The following is a 22,895-nucleotide window of genomic DNA, read 5'->3' on the forward strand; positions in this document are numbered from 1 at the left end:
TATAACAACTTATGTCTGAAGGAGAAAAGTTAATTCCTATTAACATTGAAGATGAAATGAAATCAGCTTACATCGATTATTCGATGTCAGTAATTGTATCAAGAGCACTTCCTGATGTTAGAGATGGCTTGAAACCAGTACACCGAAGAGTACTTTACGGGATGTATGATTTGGGAGTTAACTCCAGATCTGCCCACAAAAAATCGGCGAGAATAGTCGGAGAAGTTTTAGGAAAGTATCACCCACACGGAGATACCTCGGTTTATGATGCCATGGTTCGTATGGCTCAAGAGTGGAGCATGCGTTATCTTTTGGTTGACGGACAAGGTAACTTTGGTTCTGTCGATGGAGATAGTCCAGCAGCCATGCGTTATACCGAGGCTAGAATGAAAAAGATTTCGGAAGAAATCATGGCGGATATCGAAAAAGAAACTGTTGACTTTCAATTGAACTTTGACGACACTTTATACGAGCCAAAAGTAATGCCAACCAGAGTTCCTACTTTATTAATTAATGGAGCAACAGGAATTGCAGTAGGTATGGCTACCAATATGCCTCCTCACAATTTAACTGAAGTTATCAATGGTACTTTAGCGTATCTTGATAATAATGATATAGAGATAGATGAATTAATGAACCATATCAAAGCTCCAGATTTTCCAACTGGAGGTGTAATATATGGTTATGAAGGTGTTCGTGAAGCTTTCAAAACGGGTAGAGGACGTATTGTGATGCGTGCTAAAGTTGGTTTTGAAGAAGTGGACGGAAGAGAATCTATCATCGTTACTGAAATTCCATACCAAGTCAATAAAGCGGATATGATTAAACGTACTGCTGATTTGGTAAACGATAAAAAAATAGAAGGGATTGCTAATATCCGTGACGAATCGGATAGAAATGGTATGCGTATCGTTTATATACTGAAACGTGATGCAACGCCAAATGTGGTTTTGAATACCTTATATAAATTTACACAATTACAATCTTCTTTTAGTGTAAACAATATCGCATTGGTTAACGGTCGTCCACAAATGTTGAATCTAAAAGATATGATTCATTATTTTATTGAGCACCGCCATGATGTTGTAGTTCGTAGAACACAATTCGAATTACGTAAAGCCGAAGAAAGAGCACATATTTTAGAAGGTTTGATTATTGCTTCGGATAATATTGATGAAGTAATTGCGTTAATTAGAGGTTCTAAAAATACAGAAGAAGCTCGTGATAAATTAATTGAAAGGTTCCAATTATCAGATATTCAAGCTCGTGCTATTGTTGAAATGCGTTTGCGTCAATTGACAGGTCTGGAACAAGACAAGTTAAGAGCAGAGTATGAAGAATTAATGAAATTGATTGAGCATTTGAAAGCCTTATTAGCTGATGTAGATTTAAGAACGGCTTTGATCAAAGAAGAGCTCGTTGAAATCCGCGATAAATACGGAGATGAGCGTCGTTCTCAAATAGAATATTCAGGTGGAGATGTAAGTATCGAAGATTTAATTGCTGATGAGAATGTGGTTATTACCATTTCGCATGCAGGGTATATTAAACGTACTAATTTGACAGAATACAAAACCCAGAATAGAGGAGGAGTAGGACAAAAAAGTGCAGGAACAAGAGATCAAGATTTCTTGGAACACATGTTTGTGGCAACAAATCATCAATACATGATGTTCTTTACCCAAAAAGGAAAATGTTTCTGGATGCGTGTATATGAAATCCCAGAAGGAAGTAAAACTGCCAAAGGTAGGGCTATTCAGAATTTGATTAACATTGAAAGTGATGACAAGGTAAAAGCATTTATCTGTACACAAGATTTAAAAGATCAAAACTATATAAAAACCCATAATTTAGTTATGGTAACCAAGCAAGGACAAGTTAAGAAAACCTCTTTAGAGAAGTATTCAAAACCTCGTGTAAACGGTGTGGCTGCTATTACCATTAAAGAAGGAGATGAGTTATTAGGAGCTGAATTAACCAATGGGGAGAGCCAAATTATTTTAGCAGTTAAGTCTGGTAAATTAGTTCGTTTTGAAGAAACAAAGACTCGTCCAATGGGAAGAACTGCTTCTGGAGTTCGTGGAATTACTTTAAAAGATGCTACCGATGAAGTGATAAGCATGGTTACAGTTGATAAAGATAATATTAACGATACTCAAATTCTTGTAGTAACTGAAAAAGGGTATGGAAAACGTACTAAATTAGTTGACGATGATGGTGAAGACGTTTACAGAATTACCAATCGTGGTGGAAAAGGAGTAAAAACCTTGAATATTACCGAGAAAACAGGAAACTTAATTTCGATAAGCGCCGTTACAGATGCCGATGATTTGATGATTATCAACAAATCTGGATTGACTATCAGAATGGCTATCGAAGATTTACGAGTAATGGGACGTGCTACACAAGGAGTTAAGTTAATTAACTTGAAAGGAAATGATTCTATTGCTGCTGTTGCCAAGGTTATGAAAGATGATGTCGAAGAAGTAATAGTTGACGAAGACGGAAATGTAATAGAAGCAGCTACAATCGAAAGAGTCAAGCCAGTACTTGAAGTACTAGAAGATGATACTATTGTTGATGACGAAGAGGAGGATGATACAGACGAAGAATTAGAAGATGACGATTCCGAAGACGAAGACGACTCTGATGATGAAGCTTAAAAACAAAAAATAATTATTAAAAATAAAAAAACAAAATGTTATGAAAAGTAAATATGTAATACTAGCATCAGCATTATTGATATCAGTAGCTACTTTTGCTCAAAAAGATCAATTAAAAGCTGCTGAAAAAGCGATGAAAGCAGGCGATGCAAAAACCGCAATAACTATTTTAGAAGGAGCAGAATCAGTTATGGCAAATGCCAGCGATGCTGAAAAAGCACAGTTTTTGTATGCAAAAGGAAATGCTTATTTAGATTTAGCAAATAAAAAAGTAGATGAAGCAAAAAATCTTTCTTTAGCAGCTAAATCTTATCAAGATTTGATTGCTGCAGAAAAAACTTCAGGGAAATTGAAATTTTCTTCATTAGCATCAACTTCAATCACTCAAATTAAAGGAATGTTAGTAAATAGTGCTATTGTTGATACTAAAACCAATAAAGATTTGGATGGTGCCAATAAACTATATGATGCTTATTTGTTAGACAAGAAAGATACTATCAATTTGTATTATGCTGCTTCTACTTATGTAAGTGCTAAAGAATATGTAACGGCTCTAAAAATGTATGAAGAGTTAAAAACATTAAACTATTCAGGAAAAGGAATGAACTATTTAGCAATGAATAAAGTATCAGGTCAAGAAGATTTATTCAATACCGCCAAAGAAAGAGATGCTGCTTTAAAATTAACTCACGAAAAACCAAAAGATGAGGTAATTCCATCAAAAAGAGGCGAGATTTATAAAAACATTGCTTTGATCTTACAAGATCAAGGAAAAGTTGATGAGGCTAAAAAAGCACTATCAGATGCTAGAAAAGCAAATCCTGAAGACACTTCTTTAACGTTGTCAGAAGCAAATTTGTATTTGCAAACTAAAGATTTTGAAACATACAAAAAATTAATTGCAGAAGTATTAGAAAAAAATCCAAACGATGCGGATTTAATTTTTAACCTAGGAGTCATTAGTGCTAATGCTAAAAATGCAGTTGATGCTGAAAAGTATTACAAAAAAGCAATAGAAATAAAACCTGATTACATTAATGCTTACATCAATATGGCTGCTTTAAAATTAGAAGATGAAAAAGTTATTATTGAAGAAATGAACAAACTAGGAACTACTTCTGCTAAAGATATAAAACGCTATGATGTGTTAAAAGTAAAGAGAGAGAATTTATTTAAAAGTACCATTCCTTATCTTCAAAAAGCTCATGAACTTGAACCAACAAATCGAGATGTAGCAAAAACACTTTTAAACGTATATAGCGCTCTAGAAATGCCAGAATACAAAGCTATGAAAATAAAAGTAAAAGAATTAGATGCGGCAGCCGCAGCAAAAAAATAATTCTTATAAATTACAGAAAGAGTATATTAAAACTATGAAGTAATTTAGGCATTTATTTTATTAATTTTTTAGGTTTAATAGCCAAAAATAGTTGGTAAAAACGCTGTAAGGCATTATAAAATATGATGTTTCTAAAAGTTTATTGAAATTCGTTTCAATAAACTTTTTTTATTTATGAAAAACTCAAAAAAAAAGCGTTGTACAAGCTGCAAAAGTCTTCAAACTTATAAATGTGTTTTTTTTTATTAACTCATTAGTTCAAAAAGATTCTTTTCAAATAATATCTGAATTTCTTTCTAGACCTTCGGTCTCGTGTCACATAGCTATAGATTTGCTAAAATCAAGCGAAGTGTCTTGGAGAAACTAAAAAAAACTAAATGGAAATACACCCAACTGGTTTTGCTTTAGTGTTTTACAATTTGCGACTCTCATATTATTACATACAGCAACTGGAAAAGAATCTATGATATATGTTCAAAATGGAATATTTTCCTTTTTTATTTACAAAATAAAATTTTCTTTGTAAATATTCAAGAAATCCAACAAATAAGCCATAATTTGAATAAAATTGGCATTGATAATCAAATTGTCATTGCGATTTTATTTCTTATTTTTGTACCACTAAAATTTAAAAACACATACTATGAGTTCATTTGACGTAGTCATTATAGGTTCTGGTCCGGGCGGATATGTTTCGGCTATTCGTTGCGCACAGTTAGGTTTCAAAACTGCTATTATAGAAAAATATTCCACTCTTGGAGGAACCTGTCTTAATGTAGGTTGTATTCCGTCCAAAGCATTGTTGTCTTCTTCACATCATTATAGTGAAATTGCTCATTTTGCAGATCACGGAATTGAGCTTTCTGGAGAAGTAAAAGTGAATTTAGAGAAAATGATTGCTCGCAAACAAGCAGTTGTAGATCAAACTTCAGGAGGAATCAACTACTTGATGGATAAAAATAAAGTAACTGTTTTTAATGGTTTAGGATCATTTGTAGATGCTACTCATGTTGCCATTGCAAAAGCAGATGGAACATCTGAAACTATCGAAGCTAAAAATATAATTATAGCAACAGGTTCAAAACCATCTTCGTTGCCATTTATCAAAATAGATAAAGAGAGAATCATTACTTCAACAGAGGCTTTGGCTTTAAAAGAAGTGCCAAAACATCTTGTAATCATTGGTGGTGGTGTTATCGGAATCGAATTAGGGCAAGTGTATTTACGTTTGGGAGCTCAAGTATCTGTAGTAGAATTTATGGACAGAATCATTCCAGGAATGGATGGAGCTTTGTCTAAAGAATTGACTAAAGTGTTGAAAAAACAAGGAATGAAATTCTATACTTCTCACAAAGTACAATCAGTAGAGCGTAAAGGTGATGCTGTAATTGTTCAAGCTGAAAATGCAAAAGGTGAAGTAATTACTTTAGAGGGAGATTATTCATTAGTTTCTGTAGGTCGTCGTCCTTATACTGATGGATTAAATGCCGATAAAGCTGGTGTTAAAATTTCGGATAGAGGACAAGTAGAAGTAAACGACCATTTGCAAACTTCAACTCCAAATATCTACGCTATTGGTGATGTAGTTCGTGGCGCAATGTTAGCGCACAAAGCCGAAGAAGAAGGAACTATGGTTGCTGAAATTTTAGCGGGTCAAAAACCGCATATTGATTATAATTTAATTCCTGGTGTTGTTTACACATGGCCAGAAGTGGCAGCTGTGGGTCAAACAGAAGAACAACTAAAAACAGCTGGAACAAAATACAAAGTAGGTAGTTTTCCTTTCAAAGCATTAGGAAGAGCTCGTGCGAGTGGAGATTTAGACGGATTTGTAAAAATTCTTGCTGACGAAAAAACTGACGAAGTTTTAGGAGTTCACATGATTGGTGCCAGAACTGCGGATTTAATTGCTGAAGCAGTAACGGCAATGGAATATAAAGCATCTGCCGAAGATATTTCAAGAATGTCTCACGCTCATCCAACATTTGCAGAAGCTATAAAAGAAGCAGCTTTAGCAGCTACAGATAATAGAGCATTACACGTTTAGTATTGTAGAAAAATTATTTCAAAAAACCCGTTCGCTAGAGCGGGTTTTATTTTTTTGGCAATGTTGCAAAACGCTTTATATGAATTCTGCTAATGAAAGTATAACTATAACTCTGGAAAATAATTCAGTTGTTAGAAATAGCAAAACTTTGATATATAGTCATTTATATTAGAAGTATAGGCAGTATTTCCAATTTCTTGAATAGTAATCAAATCCGAGTTTTTGGATGATGCCTGACCGTAAAATTCACAGAATTGGCAATAAAACACAATTGATTCGCTTCAGTATGTAGTTCATTGGCTTTGGTTAATTGTGATTCGTCGGTAATGGTTACAATAGGATTTAAGTTTACTTCAATAAAACGTCCTGAACCATCAGCATTTACTACCATAATTCCTGTGGCATTATCAACATAATCGGTCACTACAATTCCAGCTTTGACACAAACGTGCAAATACGACATCATGTGACAAGAAGATAGCGAAGCTAATAGTAAATCTTCGGGATTATGCACCGTTTTGTCTCCATGAAACGTTGGATCGGCAGAGCCTAACAAAGTCGTTTTTCCTTCAATTATAATTTCATGGTTTCGGTCATAGGCTCGGTAACCAGAAGTTCCAGTTCCTTTATTTCCAGTCCATTTTAAAGTCAGTTTGTAGTTGTGATTGGGGAGCATTTGCGGTCGATTTTTAATAAGTATTCCTTTTAGGCTTTAAACTTACTATGATTTACTAATTTGTTTTTTGCGTCAGTTCGTTTTATTTAAAAATGCAATAGCTTTTAAAAAAAAATGTATCGATAACAGTTATTTGAAAAGGCTTCTCGATACAATTTTTAATAGTAAAGCTGTCGCAATACTATTAAAAATCACTCGAAGAGACGTTTTTTAGCGCAGTAAAATCAAAATAAAAAGGATGTTATTTTAAAATCTGGGCAGCATGGGCTTTGGTTTTTACATCGGAAATTACTTCGTCGATGATGCCGTTTTCATCAATGACAAAAGTAATTCTGTTAATTCCATCATATTCTCTTCCCATAAACTTTTTAGGACCCCAAACTTCAAAGGCTTCAATAACCGATTTTTCTTCGTCTGCCAATAATGGAAACGGAAAGTTATATTTTTCTTTGAACTTGGCTTGTGCTTTTGCAGGATCAGCACTAACGCCTAACAAGGCATAATTATTGGCTTGAAAACGTTCAAAATTATCTCTTAAATCACACGCTTCGGCTGTACAACCTGGCGTACTTGCTTTTGGATAAAAGAAAACGACTAATTTTTTGCCTTTATAATCTTCTAATTGATGTGGTTTTCCGTCTTGATCTACCCCAAAAAAATCTGGAGCTTTGTCGCCTTTTTGTAATGTTGTCATATTTTTATTTTAGAATTTAGATTACAGATTTTAGAATAAAGAGCAAAGAAGAAAGATTATACTAGTTTACATCCTTGTATTACTTGAATATAATTAATTATTAAAATTTAAACCACATAAATTTTTTTAAATATAAAGACACTTTGTTTATCCTAGATTTTATAGCTATGTGTAAATAAAATATCTATGGGAATCCTTAAAATTATATCATTCAATAATCTATGTGGTTAAAAATTAGTAATCAAAATCAATTTATTATTTTTATTGCAATTGATTTTTGATATTGCCATTGCTATTGAAATTCCTTTTCTTTACCATTCAAAAATAAACTAAAATGACCAAACAAGAACGGGTAACATTTGTTATAAATACGTTAAAAGAATTGTATCCCGAGATTCCAATTCCTTTGGATCACAAAGATCCTTATACTTTGTTGATAGCGGTTTTGCTTTCGGCTCAATGCACAGATGTTCGGGTCAATCAGATTACGCCTTTGCTTTTTGCCAAAGCCGATAATCCGTATGATATGGTCAAAATGTCTATCGAAGAAATTAAGGAAATCATTCGCCCTTGTGGTTTATCGCCAATGAAATCAAAAGGAATTCATGGTTTATCACAAATTTTGATTGACAAACACGGTGGGAAAGTGCCTCAAAGTTTTGAATATTTAGAAGAATTGCCAGCCGTTGGGCATAAAACAGCAAGTGTTGTGATGTCGCAAGCCTTTGGAGTTCCTGCTTTTCCTGTTGATACACACATTCACCGATTGATGTACCGATGGAATTTATCCAATGGAAAAAATGTTGTGCAAACCGAAAAAGATGCCAAACGCATTTTTCCTGAAGAAACCTGGAACGATTTGCACCTGCAAATGATTTGGTACGGAAGAGAATATTCGCCAGCTAGAGGTTGGGATTTAGAGAAAGACATCATCACCCGAACGGTTGGAAAAAAATCAGTTTTGGACGAATACCATAAAAAAACGTCCCGATAATTTCGGGACGTTTCCTCAATTAGCTATAATTTCGAAACTTTCATTGTTTACTTTAATCACGTTCAACGCTTTGGAGTAATTCAATAAAAAAGAAATAGTTTCTTTTTTGGGTTTCATTGAATTGATAGCTACAGTTTTTTTAGAGTAAATTTTTGCCATACAGTAATAAAATTTTTGTTTTTTATTACAACGCAAGAGTTTACAATTTAGTATCAATTCGTTAAAATAATTTGATGTTTATCAATCACTTTTCTCATATTCATCAAAGCATATCGCATTCTTCCCAAAGCGGTGTTGATGCTAACCCCTGTTATTTCTGATATTTCTTTGAAACTCATATCTTGATACATTCGCATGACCAATACTTCTTTTTGGTCGGCAGGAAGTTCTTCAATTAATTTTTTCAAATCTACTTCCACTTGATCTTGAATGATTTTGTTTTCGACTGTCAAAGAATCATCAGACATAATCGAGAAAATAGAAAACTCTTCTGTTTCTCTGAACATTGGCATTTTTTTGTTTCTTCGGAAATGATCGATAATCAAGTTATGAGCAATTCGCATCACCCAAGGTAAAAATTTACCTTCTTCGTTATAGGAATTGGATTTTAAAGTTCGTATAACTTTAATAAATGTGTCTTGAAATATATCATCCGAAATATCTCTATCAGCAATCTTTGAATAAATGAATCCAAAAATTTTCGATTGATGTCTATTGATTAATATTGTTAAAGCGTTTTCATCGCCATCAATATATTTCTTTACCAATAAAGCGTCTGGAAGTTGAATACTAGCCATAGTTATACTTTTTAGTTTTCTTAATGAAATTGGAACAATTGTCTCTAAAAAGTAGTTTTATACTATACGCTGTTTTTTTTGTAGTTAATTATATGTCAAATTTAACTAATAATTATCTTAAATAACAAACGAAACCAGAAAAATTAACATCTTGCAGTCAAATAAATAGAAACGACCGATACTTTCGAGCCAATTCAGCCGTTATAATTGGTTCGAAATGGTGGATTTTAAATGGATTTAAAAAGTTAAAAAATCAAGTTCCGAATTCAAAATTTGAACTTCATTCGATACCTAGGGCATTCACTTTTAAAAACGAAGAAATTCTAAATAAAAAAACACTGCAGTTTCGCTGATTTTCCCAACATAAATTAGAGAAAATTAACGCTAATTTTTGAATTAGTGCAATGAAACTAGTTCTGATTTATTTTAAAATCAGCGAAACTGCGGTAATTTTTTTAGAAACGAATGCCTTGATTCGATACCAATTCTCATTTTAAAATTGATTACTTTTGTGGAAATTCGATTTTCCCATGCCAATTGACCTTTCTACACTCGATCCAAAAAAGAATATCATCATAAAAGGAGCTCAAGTTCACAACTTAAAAAATTTGGACGTGGCTATTCCTAGAAACAAATTAGTAGTAATTACAGGACTTTCGGGTTCTGGAAAATCCAGTTTGGCTTTCGATACTTTGTATGCCGAAGGACAACGGCGTTATGTGGAAAGTTTGTCATCTTATGCTCGTCAGTTTTTAGGAAGACTGGATAAACCAAAAGTGGAATACATCAAGGGAATTGCGCCTGCGATTGCGATTGAGCAAAAAGTAAATACGACCAATGCTCGTTCTACCGTTGGGACTTCGACCGAGATTTACGATTATATGAAATTGTTGTATGCCAGAATTGGAAGAACTTTTTCGCCAATTTCGGGACAAGAAGTCAAAAAAAACACCGTTTCGGATGTTATTAAGGATGTAAAAGACTTTGGAGCTGACAGCAAATGGTTGCTTCTTGCTCCGATTCATTTGGAAGAGGGAAGAGCTTTGGAAGACAAATTGAAAGCGTTATTAAATCAAGGTTTTTCAAGAATATTGGTCAATAATGAAACTGTTCGTCTGGACGGAATTGAAGCTCATACTTTAGATAATAAAGATATTCTTCTAATCATCGACCGAATCGTGGTCAAAGACGAGGAAGAATTCTACAACCGTCTTGCCGATGCTGTGCAAACTGCCTTTTATGAAGGAAAAGGAATTTGTCATTTGCAGGAATTAAATACTAATAAACGCTTTTCGTACAGTAATAATTTCGAATTGGATGGTATTAGTTTCCTGGAACCAAATGTTCATTTGTTTAGTTTCAATAATCCGTATGGTGCTTGTCCTGTTTGTGAAGGCTACGGAAACATCATCGGAATTGACGAAGAATTAGTGGTTCCAAATACGGCCTTATCTGTTTTTGAAAATGCTATTTACCCTTGGCGTGGCGAAAGTATGAGCTGGTTTCGGGACGAATTGGTCAATCACGCTTATAAATTTGATTTCCCGATTCACAAGCCTTTTTTCGAACTTTCAGAGCAACAGAAAGATTTGGTTTGGACAGGAAACAGTTATTTTCAGGGTTTGAATGCTTTCTTCAAGGAATTAGAAGATAAAAATTATAAAATACAAAATAGAGTCATGCTTTCGCGTTATCGTGGCAAAACCAAATGTAATTCCTGTAAAGGAAAACGATTGAGAATCGAAGCTTCTTATGTGAAAATCAATTCTAAAACCGTTTCGGATTTGGTTGATTTGCCGATTAAACATTTGGTTACTTTTTTCAAAAACATCGATTTGGATGTATATGAACAACAAATTGCGAAACGATTATTATTGGAAATCAATAATCGTTTATCCTTTCTGACCGAAGTTGGTTTGGATTATTTGACACTCAATAGAAATTCAGCAACCCTTTCGGGTGGAGAATCACAACGTATCAATTTGGCAACTTCACTTGGAAGCAGTTTGGTGGGTTCTATGTATATTTTGGACGAACCAAGCATTGGCTTGCATCCAAAAGACACCGAACGTTTAATCAAAGTTTTGTTGTCTTTGCGTGATTTAGGCAACACCGTTATTGTGGTAGAGCACGACGAAGATATTATGAAAGCCGCCGATATGATTATTGATATTGGTCCAGAAGCAGGAACTTTTGGTGGCGAATTGGTCGCTCAAGGAACTTTCAAAGAAATTCTGAAATCTACTTCATTAACAGCAAAATACCTCAACGGAGAACTAGAAATTAAAACACCTCGCATTCGCAGAAAATGGAGCAATTACATTGAAATTCTGGGCGCGAGAGAGAATAATTTACAAAATATAGACGTCAAATTTCCTTTGGAATGCCTGACCGTGATTACCGGAGTTTCAGGAAGTGGTAAAAGTACTTTGGTCAAAAAAATCTTGTTTCCAGCTATGCAGAAAAAACTGGATGGCGTTGGCGAAAAAGCAGGGCAGTTTACCGAAATGCGGGGCTATTATCACAAAATTCAGCATATCGAATATGTTGATCAAAACCCAATTGGAAGAAGTTCCCGTTCGAATCCTGTGACTTATATCAAAGCCTATGACGATATTCGGGATTTGTTTGCCAAAGAAAAACTATCGAAAATCAGAGGCTATCAAGCCAAACATTTCTCATTCAATGTCGATGGCGGAAGATGTGAAACCTGTAAAGGCGAAGGAACCATAAACGTGGAAATGGTTTTTATGGCGGATGTGCAATTGCATTGCGAAACCTGCAACGGCAAACGATTCAAAAAAGAAGTTCTGGAAGTTGCTTTTGACGGCAAGAATATTCACGACATTCTGACGATGACTGTTGATGATTCTATTTCGTTTTTTACTGCCAATAAACAAACTAAAATCATTCAAAAATTGCAACCGCTTCAAGATGTTGGTTTGGGGTATGTGCAATTAGGACAATCGTCTTCTACGCTTTCTGGTGGCGAGGCACAACGTATCAAACTGGCTTCGTTTCTAGTCAAAGGTGCTACGAAAGAAAAAGCACTTTTTGTTTTTGACGAACCTACAACAGGATTGCATTTTCACGATATTAAAAAACTATTGGCATCGTTTGACGCTTTGATTGATAAAGGGCATTCCATATTGGTTATTGAACACAATCTCGACCTGATAAAATGTGCCGACTGGATTATTGATTTAGGTCCAGAAGGTGGCGAAAATGGCGGACAATTACTCGCCGAAGGAACTCCAGAAGAAATCGTGAAAATGAAAAAATCGGTTACGGCAAAGTATTTGAAAGAGAAGTTGTAAAACAAAAAATCCCAAATTCCATATTTTCAACGGAATTTGGGATTTTTAAATTATTGTAATTTTTAACTATGCCTTTTTATTCAAAGCAGCACTCATTTCCATTGAAATAGCAGAACGCTCCATTTTTAATTTTCCAGCCATAGTTTCGATAACCACTGTTCCTTCTGAAAGTTCAGCTACTTTTCCGTGAAGTCCGCTTTTAGTGATAATTTTGTCACCAACTTTCAAAGCACTTTCAAATTCTTTTTCTTGTTTGGCTCTTTTTTGTTGTGGTTTAATCATGAAGAAATAGATCACGACAAACATTAATAAAAACGGTGCAAATTGAGTTAATTGATCCATAATTTTAAATTCTTTTTATTATTTAATTTTTAATTTTTAATTTTTAATTTTTAATTTTTAATTTTTTTCTACATTAACCCACGACCAATTTTTTTGATTCTGTCGTTGGCTTCTAGTTCTTTGACTAAATTGTCTAAAATTCCGTTGATGAAAATACTACTTTTTGGAGTAGAATATTCTTTGGCTAATTCCAAATATTCATTCAAAGTTACTTTAACTGGAATGGATGGAAATTTCAAGAATTCGCAAATTGCCATTTTTAGGATGATAGTGTCAATTTCGGCAATTCTTTCGCTGTCCCAGTTTGGCGTTTTATCATCGTATTCTTTAGCCAATTCCTTTTCGTTCAAAACGGTTTTTCGAAACAAATCTCTAACAAAATCTTTGTCTTCGTTGTCTTTGAAAATTTTAGGTACTCTTAAACCGCCTTCTTCCACATTTTTTATCGCTTTCAATTGCTTGATAATTTCCGTGTTTACCACAGGGATATCGTCAATCCAGGTCAGTTTGTTGTCTTCCAGATAGTCGTATAATTTTTCATTTGGAACAATTACTTCCATAAACAAATTCACGATAAAGTCTTTGTCTTCTTCAAATGTATTGGTGGCATTGCTCATGTAATTTTGATACAATTTACTTTGCTTAATGTCATTGAGAAGCAACAAAATGTAATCATCGTTCAATGTCCAATTGTCTATTTTACGATTTTCTAAAGCGATGCTCAACGAATTATTTTCAGCAAGTATTTGAAAAATAGCGTTTTTTATAAACTTTTCGTTGGGTTTACGCTCTTGCGGAGTAGCCAAATGTTTTTGACTGGATAGGTGCAAAAAGATAGTTTCTTTTTTGCAAATTTCTATCAAAGCGGATAGCATGATAAGGTATAAATCCTGAATGGCATCAATGCTATAATAAAGGAATTTTTCTTCTTTTTCTAAATTATCTGAACCATTTTGATGCATCGCATAAATAGATTGCATCACCTTAACACGAATATGTCGTCTGTTTACCACCTTGTAAGAACTTTTATTAATTAGGGTGCAAAAATAAGTATTTCATTTTTTAAAAAATAATTAAACTTGAAAAATGTGACTTCCGATGAATTAAAAAAGAATGAATACGAATTAAAAGTAGATGCCTATTTTAGAAATTTAAGTTTTTGAAATTGCCGCAGATTCGCAGATTTTATCTTCTAAACTTTATTTTTATGATTTTAAACCCAGTTTTAAGTAAATCCTCAAAATCAATTTAAAATTGAAGTGTTTATTAAAATCTGCGAATCTGCGGTAAAACAATAACGCATTTGACAGTATATTTTTTATCTAAATAGTTACAATAATTTTAACGTATGTAACCCTAATAAATATCTCAATTTCATCTTACCTTTGGATTTCTTAAGAATCATTTATTACTATGAAAGAATTACGTTATCTCAATAAATATTTCGTCCAATATAAATTCAGCTTTTTGCTGGGCATCATTATTACCATCGTTGCACAAATATTTTCGTTGTTTACTCCAAAATTAATCAGTAAATCGTTTGCAGCTATTGAGGATTTTTCGAAAAATACAACACTTTCTAAATCTTTTATTCAACAGGAATTAATTACTGATATTCTCTTAATCATTGGTACCACAATCATTGCAGGTTTTTTAACTTTCTTGATGCGACAAACGCTTATAGTAATGTCGCGCCACATCGAATTTGATTTGAAAAATGAAGTGTTCAGACAGTATGAAAATCTTTCGCAGAATTTCTACAAACAAAATCGTACAGGTGATTTGATGAACCGCATTAGCGAGGATGTTTCCAAAGTTAGAATGTATGTTGGTCCAGCGGTAATGTACACTATCAATACCGTTATTCGTTTTGCTATTGTAATTATGTATATGTATAATGTGTCGCCACGATTGACTTTATATACTTTACTTCCGTTACCGATTTTATCCTATGCCATCTTCAAAATCAGTTCCGAAATCAATATTAGAAGTACGGTCTTTCAGCAATATTTATCGAAAGTTTCTAGTTTTACACAAGAAATATTTTCAGGAATCCGAGTGATAAAAGCCTATTCACTGGAAGAGCAACATCAAAATAATTTGGTAGCCTTGGCTGACGAAAGCAAAAGCAAGAGTTTGAGTTTGGCTAGAATTCAAGCTTTATTTGGCCCTTTGATGATGGCTCTTATCGGAATTAGCAACTTGGTTGTGATTTATTTTGGTGGATTAATGTACATCGAAGGTACTATCAAAAGCATTGGAACTATTGCCGAATTTATTTTGTATGTCAATATGTTGACTTGGCCAGTGGCTTCATTGGGTTGGGTTTCGTCGATGGTTCAGGAGGCAGAAGCGTCTCAAAAACGCATCAACGAGTTTATGAAAATTGAACCCGAAATTCAAAACAACAATCCCGAAAGATCAATTATTGAAGGTACTATTACTTTCGAAAACGTGAGTTATACGTATGAAGATACAAATATCAAGGCTTTGGAAAATGTGAGTTTCACAGTTCACAAGGGCGAAACGATAGCTATTCTCGGAAAAACAGGTTCAGGAAAATCAACTGTTATTTCATTAGTTTCCCGTTTGTATGATGCTACAGAAGGACACATTACTATTGATGGAAAAGAAATTAGTGCCGTTAATTTATATGATTTGCGAAATAGTATTGGAATTGTACCTCAAGATGCTTTTTTGTTTTCGGATACTATTAAAAATAATATCAAATTTGGAAAAGAAAAAGCCACGGATGAAGAGGTAGAAGCAGCGGCTAAAAGTGCTGTGGTTCACAATAATATTATAGGTTTCAAGAAACAATATGAAACAGTTTTAGGCGAAAGAGGTATCACTCTTTCTGGAGGACAAAAGCAACGAGTTTCTATCGCCAGAGCCATTATCAAAAATCCCAAAATTTTGCTTTTTGACGATTGTTTATCCGCTGTTGATACCGAAACGGAAGAAGCCATTTTGAACAACTTACAGGAAATTTGCAAGGACAAAACAACTATCATTGTTAGTCATAGAGTATCTTCTGCCAAGAATGCGGATCGAATAATAATACTTGACGAAGGACGAATAATCGAACAAGGTTCTCATAATCAATTAATAAGTCAAAATGGCTATTATGCTGCCTTGTATTTGAAACAACTTTCTGAAAAAGAATTACAATAATTGTTGTGTAATAGATATATTTTTTAGATTTTTGGTTTCTACTGAACAACCATAAATAGACAGAAAGATTATGAGAGAAAATGATATGTTAGAAAAAGAAGAAATCTTTTCTAAAGTTTTGAGAGCTGGAAGAAGAACTTATTTCTTTGATGTAAGAGCTACAAAAGCTGATGATTATTACATTACCATTACCGAAAGCAAAAAATTTACCGAGGCAGATGGTTCGTTTCATTTTAAGAAACATAAAATATATTTGTATAAAGAAGATTTTGCCGCTTTTGCTGAAATTTTAGAAGAGATGACTTCTTATGTTTTAAATCACAAAGGCGAAGAGGTAATCTCTGAAAGACATCAAAAAGATTTCAAAAAAGAGTATGCTACTGATGAAGAAGTAGCATTACCCTCAACATCAAGTTTTACAGATATTGATTTTGATGACATTTAGTTATCAAATGAAAAACCTAACCAAAGTAGAACTTTTAAATCCGAAAATCGAGAGGTTTTCGGATTTTTTATTTGAAAGTATGGTACTTTTATAAAAAAGTAAAAAAATGAAAACAACTATCGTATCTCCAAATTGGCTTTACCATCATTTAGATGATTTAGATTTAGTCATTTTAGAGGCTCAATTAGAGCACAATCAATTAAATTTAGACAATCAATTTCAGAATTTCCAAATCAAAGGCAGTCGGGTCTTTGATATAAAAAATAGTTTTAGCGACACCGAAAATCCTTTACCTAATACCTTTCCAAATGCAGCTCAATTTACTGCTGAATGTCAAAAATTGGGTATTAATAAAAACAGTACAATTGTAGTTTATGATACTTTTGGAATTTATTCAAGTCCAAGAGTTTGGTGGATGTTTAATGCGATGGGACATTCTACTGTTTATGTCTTAAATGGTGGGCTTCCGCAATGGATAAAAGAAGGTTTTCCAACTGAAATTAAAAAAGAAAGTATATTTAGTAAGGGAGATTTTGAAGCTAAATTGCAACCCGAATTAATTAAAAGCAAAGAACAAATTCTAGAAAACATCAATTCAAAAGAAGCGGTTTTAATTGATGCTAGATCTCCAGAACGCTTTCACGCAACAATAGAAGAAACTAGAGTTGGCATCAGAAACGGTCACATTCCGGGTTCGATTAATGTTCCTTTTGACACTTTATTGGAAGATGGAAAATACAAATCAGAAGCTGAATTGTCTGAAATTTTCAACTTAAATGATAAACCTTTGTATTTTACATGCGGGTCAGGAATAACGGCTTGTATTCTTTTATTGGCAACGGAACTTATTTCAGATAACCCAAAAGCAGTGTATGATGGTTCTTGGACAGAGTGGGGGCATTCGACAAATTTGCCAATTGATAAATAATATTAGAATCAAATAAAGCGTCCGAAAACCTCATTATTTTCGGATGCTTTATTTGAAAGATTTAAGTATTTTCACTACTTAATAAAACCTATTTTAAAGGTATGTTTTGTAAAATTTCCAAAACAAATTTCCAAAATTTTTGTGACGATTTTATTGAAGCTCTTTCATCTGGAGAATGCGCACCGTGGATGGTTGGTCCAAAAGAAATCATGTCCATATCAGGATAATTCGTTCCTAGAATTCCACATTCTAAACCTGCGTGACAAGCTACTACTTTTGGTTTTTCATTATTTTGTTTCTCATAAATATGGACTAAAACATCCAAGATTTCAGATTGCACATTGGGTGTCCAACCGGGATAAGAACCTGATAATTCTACTTGAAAACCACACAATTCAAAGGCAGAACGCAAGGCATTTGCCAAATCAAACTTCGAACTTTCTACCGATGAGCGTGTTAAACAACCAATAGAAATTTCACCCTCTTTGACAATTACTCTAGCAATATTATTGGATGTTTCTACCAAGTCTTCCATATCGGCAGACATTCTGTAAACGCCATTATGAGCCGCATAAATCGAACGAAGCACCCCTTCTTGGGTTCCTAAATCCATTACCATTTCTGGCGTAACTTCGCTTTTAGTGATTTCGATAACCAAATTTGGTTCGGTAGTTTTATATTCGTTTTTGATGTCTTTGATAATGGGTTGCATGTCGAAAATATATGCTTCGCTATACATGCCTGCTACAATTACTTTGGCAACACTTTCTCTGGGAATCGCATTGCGTAAACTACCTCCATTGATTTCGGCAATTTGCAATCCAAAATTTTCGAAAGCACCAAACAACAATCGATTCATTATTTTGTTGGCATTTCCCAAACCTTTATGAATATCCATTCCCGAATGTCCACCGTTCAACCCTTTGACAGTAATCGTGTAACCTACAGCATCTTCTGGAGTTTCCTCTTCAAAATATTCTCTTGTTGCCGTAACATCAATTCCACCTGCGCAACCAATGTCGATTTCATCATCTTCTTCGGTGTCCATATTCAGTAGGATTTCTCCTTTTAAGATACCGCCTTTCAGGTTCAAAGCGCCTGTCATTCCAGTTTCTTCGTCAATGGTAAACAAAGCTTCGATAGCTGGATGCGGAATGTCTTTGCTTTCCAGAATCGCCATCATGGCAGCAACTCCCAATCCATTATCCGCACCAAGTGTAGTTCCTCTGGCACGAACCCAGTCACCATCGACATACATATCAATTCCTTGGGTTTCGAAATCAAAAACGGTATCTGCATTTTTTTGATGCACCATATCCAAATGTCCTTGCAAGACAACTGCTTTACGATTTTCCATTCCAACGGTGGCTGGTTTGCGGATAATCACGTTTCGAATTTCGTCTTCAAAAGTTTCTAATCCTAATGAATTTCCAAATTTTTTGATAAACTCAATTACTTTTTCTTCTTTTTTAGAAGGACGAGGAACAGCATTCAAATCGGCAAATTTGTTCCAAAGTGCTTTGGGTTCCAGATTTCTTATTTCTTGGCTCATTGTATTTTTGTGTTATAACTGAAAGTTCAAAGTTAGAATAATGTATTTTAAAAGTCATTTATTTTATGCTAATTTTACAGAAACTCGTATTCAATGCAGCGCCAATACATTCTCCCTCTATTTTTCCTAATACAAATAGTATTTCTGAAAATAATTGCCTTTTTTCCTGAAGTAGTAGAACGATTTTACAGCAACGGGCTGTATCTTTTTATTTCTAAAATTTCAAGAATTACTCTGGGCAAAATCCCTTTTTCGGTGGGAGATGTTATTTACGGAATTCTGATTGTACTTTTAGTTCGATGGTTATGGAAAACTAGAAAAAGTTGGAAGCTGGAGTGGAAAGATAATCTTCTGAAAATGATAAGCTGTCTTTCGCTATTCTATTTTTTTTTTCATTTTTTGTGGGCAATGAATTATTACCGTGAACCCCTTTTTGAAAAAATGAAAATCGAAAAAGATTATACAGATGCCGATTTGTTGGACTTTACTAAAAAACTGATTGCTAAAACCAATGAAATTCAACTTCAACTTACTAAAAATGATAGCTTGAAAGTAGTTTTCCCTTATTCGCAAGAACAGGTTTTTGATATGAACTTAAATGGTTATAAAACACTTTCTAATCAATATTCTTTCTTTACATACACAAACCCAAGCATCAAAAAATCGCTTTTTAGTTTGCCGCTAACTTATATGGGATTTAGCGGTTACCTCAATCCGTTTACCAATGAAGCACAGGTAAATGACTTAATGCCGATGTATAATTTTCCTGTAACAGCTTGTCATGAAATGGCACACCAAATGGGTTTTGCCAGCGAAAGCGAATGCAATTTTATTGGATTTTTGGCTTCGGTTAAAAATAAAGATTTATACTTTCAATATTCGGGATACAGCTTTGCTCTACGCTATTGTTTGAACAATTGGTACGTTCGTGATGAAAAAGTTTTTAAACAGTTAAAGAAAACAGTTCATCCCGGAATTTTTAAAAACTATAAAGAAAGTGAGATTTTCTGGAAACAATACGACACTTTTATAGACAAAGGTTTTCATTATTTTTATGATAATTTCCTGAAATTGAACCAGCAAAAAGACGGAATGGAAGGCTATAGCAAATTCGTTAATTTGGCTGTCAATCATTATAAAGGGAAAGAATTTTAAAACACTTAATCTGTAACAAAATCTATTTTTTGTTTACTAATACCACCATGAGCCACGATTTAGAACAATCTTTTGTGCAACAATTGAAAACCAATCAGAATATAATCCACAAGATTTGTAGATTATATACGAATGGCGAGGATGCGCACAAGGATTTGTTTCAGGAGATTACAATTCAGTTGTGGAAGGCTTTCCCGAAGTTTCGTGGAGAAAGTAAATTCTCTACTTGGGCCTATCGGGTGGCATTGAATACTGCCATTACTTTGTACCGAAAAAGTACTCGTTCCGTGAAAACGGTCGATTATGAAAACCATTCTTATTTTATCAGCCAAGAAGATTACAATTTCGAAGAAGAAGAGCAATTAAAACTAATGTATCAGGCAGTTTACCAATTAAATGATATTGAAAAGGCCTTAATATTCTTGTATCTGGAAGATAAAGATTATGCCGAAATATCAGCAACTTTAGGGATTAGTGAAGTGAATGCTAGAGTAAAAATGAATAGAATTAAAGGGAAATTGAAAAAAATATTAAATCCATAGGATGATATGAAAGAGCTGGATTTATTAAAAAGAGATTGGCAAAAAAACGATGCCTTTAAGCAAGTTTCCGAAGTGGAAATTTACAAGATGCTACACACCAAATCGTCTTCGATTGTGAAGTGGATATTTATTATCAGCATTTTGGAGATTTTGTTATGGACACTAATTAGTGTATTTTTTAATACTGACGAATATTTAAAAAATTTGAATTTTAAAAAACTTGAGGTTTATTTTCAAGTTTTGACGGTTTTTAATTATGCTGTGATTTTGGTTTTTATTTATTTGTTTTACAAAAACTATGTTGCCATTTCTACTACAGTCTCTATAAAACAGTTGATGAAAGATATTCTAAAAACCCGAAAAACGGTACAATATTATGTTTGGTACAATCTTGGAATGATGTTTTTAGGACTGATTCTTGGATTTTATATGGCGTTTGCCTACAACCCAGACACTGCCGCTTTAGCTGAAAAAATGCACAATGATCCCAAAATTCTAGTCTTTACCATTGGTATTCTCATTTTGACTATGGTGGTTTTTCTTTCGCTGTTTTGGTTGTTTTACCGCCTTATTTACGGTATTTTGCTCAAACGTTTGTATGCGAATTATAAAGAATTAAAGAAAATAGATTTGTAGAAAAAATTAAAACTCTCTCAATCGATTCAGTTCTTCTTGAGCTTGCAATTCTTCGGCAGGAATTACTTTTAGGAATGATGGATGTTGTTCGATGGCGTATTCTACTTTCTCAACGATTTGTTCGATAGTATCGTTTTCATAATCAATTTCTAATGGTGATTTGATGATGAATGACTGTAAAATCCCTTTCTTTTTCATTCGCAGTCCTTTTTTATCGAACGAACGGCGAAAACCGTCAATCACTATTGGAATTACAATGGGTTTGTATTGCTTGATAATATGCGCAGTTCCTTTTCGAACGGGTTTGAATGATTTTGTAGTTCCTTGTGGAAATGTAATAACCCAACCGTCTTTTAGAGCTATTTTGATATTTTCGGTATCATTAGGATTTACTTCTCTTTTTTCGGTTACATCTTTGCCACACGAACGCCAAGTTCTTTCTACAGTAATCGCTCCTGCATAAGCCAAAATTCTAGGTAACAATCCCGCTTGCATGGTTTCTTTGGCAGCAACATAATAAATATTCAACTTGGGTTGCCAGATGTAGCCTATGTTTTTTATAGAATCCTGACGACCGCTCAAACTGGCATTAAAAACATGAAACATTGCCACAACATCGGCAAAATAAGTTTGGTGATTGGATATAAAAAGGACATTGGTTTGAGGTAAATTTCTAATAATTTCAGAGCCTTCTATTTGCAAACTATTAAAACCACGGTAGCGTCGGTGAGTCAAACACGCAAAAACTCGTATTAAATTCTTCTTTATAAATAGGATATGTCCAAACGGATTTCTCTTCAATAATCCCATGTAAAATTGTGTTTTGTATTTTTTTTTCCTGACAAATTTACAAAAACTTATAAACTTCAAAGAACCTTTTTCAATACTTCTTTCAGTTCGCTCAACATCATAGCGGTGGCTCCCCAAACAATGTGCTCCTCAATTTTGAAGGCTGGAACTGCAATATTTTCAGCATAAGAAGTAGATAAATGAGTCGTTACAATTATTTCATCGCTCAAAAAAACTGACAATGGCAACTCGATAATAGCACTTACTTCTTTAGCATCAGGAGTAAAAACAAGTTCCTCACTGGAAATACCTAAAAACGGATACACCATAAAATTACTTGGCGGAATATACAAACGAGTAAACGCTTTTTTTATTTCGATACTAGCGGGAGCAATCCCAATTTCTTCGTGGGTTTCCCGTAAAGCAGTATTTTCAAATTGTTGATCTCGTGGTTCGTATTTTCCTCCAGGAAAAGCAATTTGAGCCGAATGAACGCCTTGATAAGAATTCCGAACAATCAATACCAAATGTGTTTTTCTATTTTTGGGATAAAACAACATCATTACGGCTGCTGTTTTTGGATTTTTTGTTGCTGTGTTTATGTTTTCTAAACTAACAATACGTTCTAAAGGAGCCATTTTAAAATGGGCTTCTTCTGCTGGAAGTTCAATTGCTATTAATTTTGGAACATATTCTAAAAAATCTTGAAAATCCATAATCAAAGTCTATTTTTGTAATCTGAAAAGGTTTTGTAAATATACCTCTTTTCTATGGCAATTTCAACTTAAAACAGGGTATTCGCTTT

General features: G+C 33.8%; 20 protein-coding genes. 11 read left to right on the plus strand and 9 right to left on the minus strand.

Features of this window, described 5'->3' with window-relative positions:
* Positions 1-11 precede the first annotated feature (11 nt).
* The 3 genes from gyrA (at position 12) to lpdA (ending at position 6,049) form a co-directional block, all read left to right on the plus strand.
* Positions 12-2,663 carry a DNA gyrase subunit A gene (gene gyrA / locus OZP15_RS08140; protein WP_281335830.1) on the plus strand — a complete coding sequence of 884 codons (2,652 nt, stop codon included), beginning with the start codon at positions 12-14 and terminating at the stop codon, positions 2,661-2,663.
* A gap of 40 nt (positions 2,664-2,703) precedes the next feature.
* Positions 2,704-4,002 (plus strand): tetratricopeptide repeat protein, encoded by a 1,299-nt coding sequence (locus OZP15_RS08145; protein ID WP_269225008.1) that lies wholly within the window; start codon positions 2,704-2,706, stop codon positions 4,000-4,002.
* Positions 4,003-4,645: 643 nt separating this feature from the next.
* Entirely contained in the window at positions 4,646-6,049 is a 1,404-nt protein-coding gene (gene lpdA / locus OZP15_RS08150) for a dihydrolipoyl dehydrogenase (protein WP_281335831.1), read from the plus strand.
* Between the two features lie 208 nt (positions 6,050-6,257).
* Here lpdA and OZP15_RS08155 read toward each other — a convergent pair whose 3' ends face one another.
* Together OZP15_RS08155 and bcp are read right to left on the minus strand one after the other, a co-directional pair.
* Positions 6,258-6,725 carry an OsmC family protein gene (locus tag OZP15_RS08155; protein WP_269225009.1) on the minus strand — a complete coding sequence of 156 codons (468 nt, stop codon included), beginning with the start codon at positions 6,723-6,725 and terminating at the stop codon, positions 6,258-6,260.
* 241 nt (positions 6,726-6,966) lie between these two features.
* A complete protein-coding gene (bcp, locus tag OZP15_RS08160; protein WP_281335832.1) occupies positions 6,967-7,419 on the minus strand; it encodes a thioredoxin-dependent thiol peroxidase in 453 nt (150 codons plus the stop codon).
* 334 nt (positions 7,420-7,753) lie between these two features.
* On the opposite strand from bcp, the gene OZP15_RS08165 reads away from it, so the two are divergent.
* The gene (locus OZP15_RS08165; protein ID WP_281335833.1) at positions 7,754-8,413 is read left to right on the plus strand and encodes an endonuclease III domain-containing protein; all 660 of its coding nucleotides are present in this window, start codon (positions 7,754-7,756) and stop codon (positions 8,411-8,413) included.
* Between the two features lie 15 nt (positions 8,414-8,428).
* Here the strand turns inward: OZP15_RS08165 and OZP15_RS08170 are convergent, their stop codons facing one another.
* Together OZP15_RS08170 and OZP15_RS08175 are read right to left on the minus strand one after the other, a co-directional pair.
* The gene (locus tag OZP15_RS08170; RefSeq protein ID WP_281335834.1) at positions 8,429-8,572 is read right to left on the minus strand and encodes a hypothetical protein; all 144 of its coding nucleotides are present in this window, start codon (positions 8,570-8,572) and stop codon (positions 8,429-8,431) included.
* 53 nt (positions 8,573-8,625) lie between these two features.
* Positions 8,626-9,210 carry an RNA polymerase sigma factor gene (locus OZP15_RS08175; protein ID WP_269225011.1) on the minus strand — a complete coding sequence of 195 codons (585 nt, stop codon included), beginning with the start codon at positions 9,208-9,210 and terminating at the stop codon, positions 8,626-8,628.
* A 530-nt stretch (positions 9,211-9,740) separates the two neighbouring features.
* Between OZP15_RS08175 and uvrA the strand changes: the two genes are divergently transcribed.
* Positions 9,741-12,527, plus strand: a complete 2,787-nt coding sequence (gene uvrA / locus OZP15_RS08180; protein WP_281337479.1) for an excinuclease ABC subunit UvrA — start codon at positions 9,741-9,743, stop codon at positions 12,525-12,527.
* Positions 12,528-12,593: 66 nt separating this feature from the next.
* Here uvrA and yajC read toward each other — a convergent pair whose 3' ends face one another.
* Together yajC and nusB are read right to left on the minus strand one after the other, a co-directional pair.
* On the minus strand, positions 12,594-12,869 hold the full coding sequence (yajC, locus tag OZP15_RS08185) for a preprotein translocase subunit YajC (protein ID WP_269225012.1): 276 nt from the start codon (positions 12,867-12,869) through the stop codon (positions 12,594-12,596).
* 68 nt (positions 12,870-12,937) lie between these two features.
* On the minus strand, positions 12,938-13,849 hold the full coding sequence (gene nusB / locus OZP15_RS08190) for a transcription antitermination factor NusB (RefSeq protein ID WP_281337480.1): 912 nt from the start codon (positions 13,847-13,849) through the stop codon (positions 12,938-12,940).
* Positions 13,850-14,282: 433 nt separating this feature from the next.
* Here nusB and OZP15_RS08195 point away from each other — a divergent pair, with 433 nt between their 5' ends.
* From OZP15_RS08195 to OZP15_RS08205, 3 genes are all read left to right on the plus strand, one after another.
* Complete coding sequence (locus OZP15_RS08195; protein WP_281335835.1) at positions 14,283-16,043, plus strand: ABC transporter ATP-binding protein; 1,761 nt, start codon at positions 14,283-14,285, stop codon at positions 16,041-16,043.
* Positions 16,044-16,113: 70 nt separating this feature from the next.
* Positions 16,114-16,488, plus strand: coding sequence for a PUR family DNA/RNA-binding protein (locus tag OZP15_RS08200; RefSeq protein WP_281335836.1), 375 nt, complete (start codon positions 16,114-16,116; stop codon positions 16,486-16,488).
* 106 nt (positions 16,489-16,594) lie between these two features.
* The gene (locus tag OZP15_RS08205) at positions 16,595-17,416 is read left to right on the plus strand and encodes a sulfurtransferase (protein WP_281335837.1); all 822 of its coding nucleotides are present in this window, start codon (positions 16,595-16,597) and stop codon (positions 17,414-17,416) included.
* Positions 17,417-17,504: 88 nt separating this feature from the next.
* Here OZP15_RS08205 and OZP15_RS08210 read toward each other — a convergent pair whose 3' ends face one another.
* Positions 17,505-18,968: an aminoacyl-histidine dipeptidase gene (locus tag OZP15_RS08210; protein WP_269225014.1), complete on the minus strand. Its 1,464-nt coding sequence runs from the start codon at positions 18,966-18,968 to the stop codon at positions 17,505-17,507.
* Positions 18,969-19,061: 93 nt separating this feature from the next.
* Between OZP15_RS08210 and OZP15_RS08215 the strand changes: the two genes are divergently transcribed.
* The 3 genes from OZP15_RS08215 to OZP15_RS08225 are packed head-to-tail and all read left to right on the plus strand — an operon-like array spanning position 19,062 to position 21,301.
* Positions 19,062-20,123, plus strand: coding sequence for a DUF3810 domain-containing protein (locus tag OZP15_RS08215; protein WP_281335838.1), 1,062 nt, complete (start codon positions 19,062-19,064; stop codon positions 20,121-20,123).
* 47 nt (positions 20,124-20,170) lie between these two features.
* On the plus strand, positions 20,171-20,665 hold the full coding sequence (locus OZP15_RS08220; RefSeq protein WP_281337481.1) for an RNA polymerase sigma factor: 495 nt from the start codon (positions 20,171-20,173) through the stop codon (positions 20,663-20,665).
* Between the two features lie 6 nt (positions 20,666-20,671).
* Positions 20,672-21,301 carry a DUF8845 family protein gene (locus OZP15_RS08225; RefSeq protein ID WP_269225016.1) on the plus strand — a complete coding sequence of 210 codons (630 nt, stop codon included), beginning with the start codon at positions 20,672-20,674 and terminating at the stop codon, positions 21,299-21,301.
* A gap of 6 nt (positions 21,302-21,307) precedes the next feature.
* On the opposite strand, the gene OZP15_RS08230 is transcribed toward OZP15_RS08225, so the two are convergent.
* Positions 21,308-22,111 (minus strand): lysophospholipid acyltransferase family protein, encoded by an 804-nt coding sequence (locus OZP15_RS08230; RefSeq protein WP_269227899.1) that lies wholly within the window; start codon positions 22,109-22,111, stop codon positions 21,308-21,310.
* A 56-nt stretch (positions 22,112-22,167) separates the two neighbouring features.
* Positions 22,168-22,806, minus strand: a complete 639-nt coding sequence (locus tag OZP15_RS08235) for an NUDIX hydrolase (protein WP_281335839.1) — start codon at positions 22,804-22,806, stop codon at positions 22,168-22,170.
* Positions 22,807-22,895 lie beyond the last annotated feature (89 nt).

Origin of the sequence: Flavobacterium eburneipallidum, assembly GCF_027111355.2 — a bacterium.
GTDB lineage: Bacteria > Bacteroidota > Bacteroidia > Flavobacteriales > Flavobacteriaceae > Flavobacterium > Flavobacterium eburneipallidum.

Bases quoted from the DNA above. Each gene is read 5' to 3' on its own strand.
- nusB (WP_281337480.1), bottom strand. From the start codon at position 13,849: ATGCAATCTATTTATGCGATGCATCAAAATGGTTCAGATAATTTAGAA.
- uvrA (WP_281337479.1), top strand. From the start codon at position 9,741: ATGCCAATTGACCTTTCTACACTCGATCCAAAAAAGAATATCATCATA.
- OZP15_RS08195 (WP_281335835.1), top strand. From the start codon at position 14,283: ATGAAAGAATTACGTTATCTCAATAAATATTTCGTCCAATATAAATTC.
- OZP15_RS08210 (WP_269225014.1), bottom strand. From the start codon at position 18,968: ATGAGCCAAGAAATAAGAAATCTGGAACCCAAAGCACTTTGGAACAAA.
- yajC (WP_269225012.1), bottom strand. From the start codon at position 12,869: ATGGATCAATTAACTCAATTTGCACCGTTTTTATTAATGTTTGTCGTG.
- OZP15_RS08170 (WP_281335834.1), bottom strand. From the start codon at position 8,572: ATGGCAAAAATTTACTCTAAAAAAACTGTAGCTATCAATTCAATGAAA.
- OZP15_RS08175 (WP_269225011.1), bottom strand. From the start codon at position 9,210: ATGGCTAGTATTCAACTTCCAGACGCTTTATTGGTAAAGAAATATATT.
- OZP15_RS08215 (WP_281335838.1), top strand. From the start codon at position 19,062: ATGCAGCGCCAATACATTCTCCCTCTATTTTTCCTAATACAAATAGTA.
- OZP15_RS08165 (WP_281335833.1), top strand. From the start codon at position 7,754: ATGACCAAACAAGAACGGGTAACATTTGTTATAAATACGTTAAAAGAA.
- bcp (WP_281335832.1), bottom strand. From the start codon at position 7,419: ATGACAACATTACAAAAAGGCGACAAAGCTCCAGATTTTTTTGGGGTA.
- OZP15_RS08230 (WP_269227899.1), bottom strand. From the start codon at position 22,111: ATGGGATTATTGAAGAGAAATCCGTTTGGACATATCCTATTTATAAAG.
- OZP15_RS08220 (WP_281337481.1), top strand. From the start codon at position 20,171: ATGAGCCACGATTTAGAACAATCTTTTGTGCAACAATTGAAAACCAAT.
- OZP15_RS08200 (WP_281335836.1), top strand. From the start codon at position 16,114: ATGAGAGAAAATGATATGTTAGAAAAAGAAGAAATCTTTTCTAAAGTT.
- OZP15_RS08145 (WP_269225008.1), top strand. From the start codon at position 2,704: ATGAAAAGTAAATATGTAATACTAGCATCAGCATTATTGATATCAGTA.
- OZP15_RS08225 (WP_269225016.1), top strand. From the start codon at position 20,672: ATGAAAGAGCTGGATTTATTAAAAAGAGATTGGCAAAAAAACGATGCC.
- OZP15_RS08155 (WP_269225009.1), bottom strand. From the start codon at position 6,725: ATGCTCCCCAATCACAACTACAAACTGACTTTAAAATGGACTGGAAAT.
- OZP15_RS08235 (WP_281335839.1), bottom strand. From the start codon at position 22,806: ATGGATTTTCAAGATTTTTTAGAATATGTTCCAAAATTAATAGCAATT.
- lpdA (WP_281335831.1), top strand. From the start codon at position 4,646: ATGAGTTCATTTGACGTAGTCATTATAGGTTCTGGTCCGGGCGGATAT.
- gyrA (WP_281335830.1), top strand. From the start codon at position 12: ATGTCTGAAGGAGAAAAGTTAATTCCTATTAACATTGAAGATGAAATG.
- OZP15_RS08205 (WP_281335837.1), top strand. From the start codon at position 16,595: ATGAAAACAACTATCGTATCTCCAAATTGGCTTTACCATCATTTAGAT.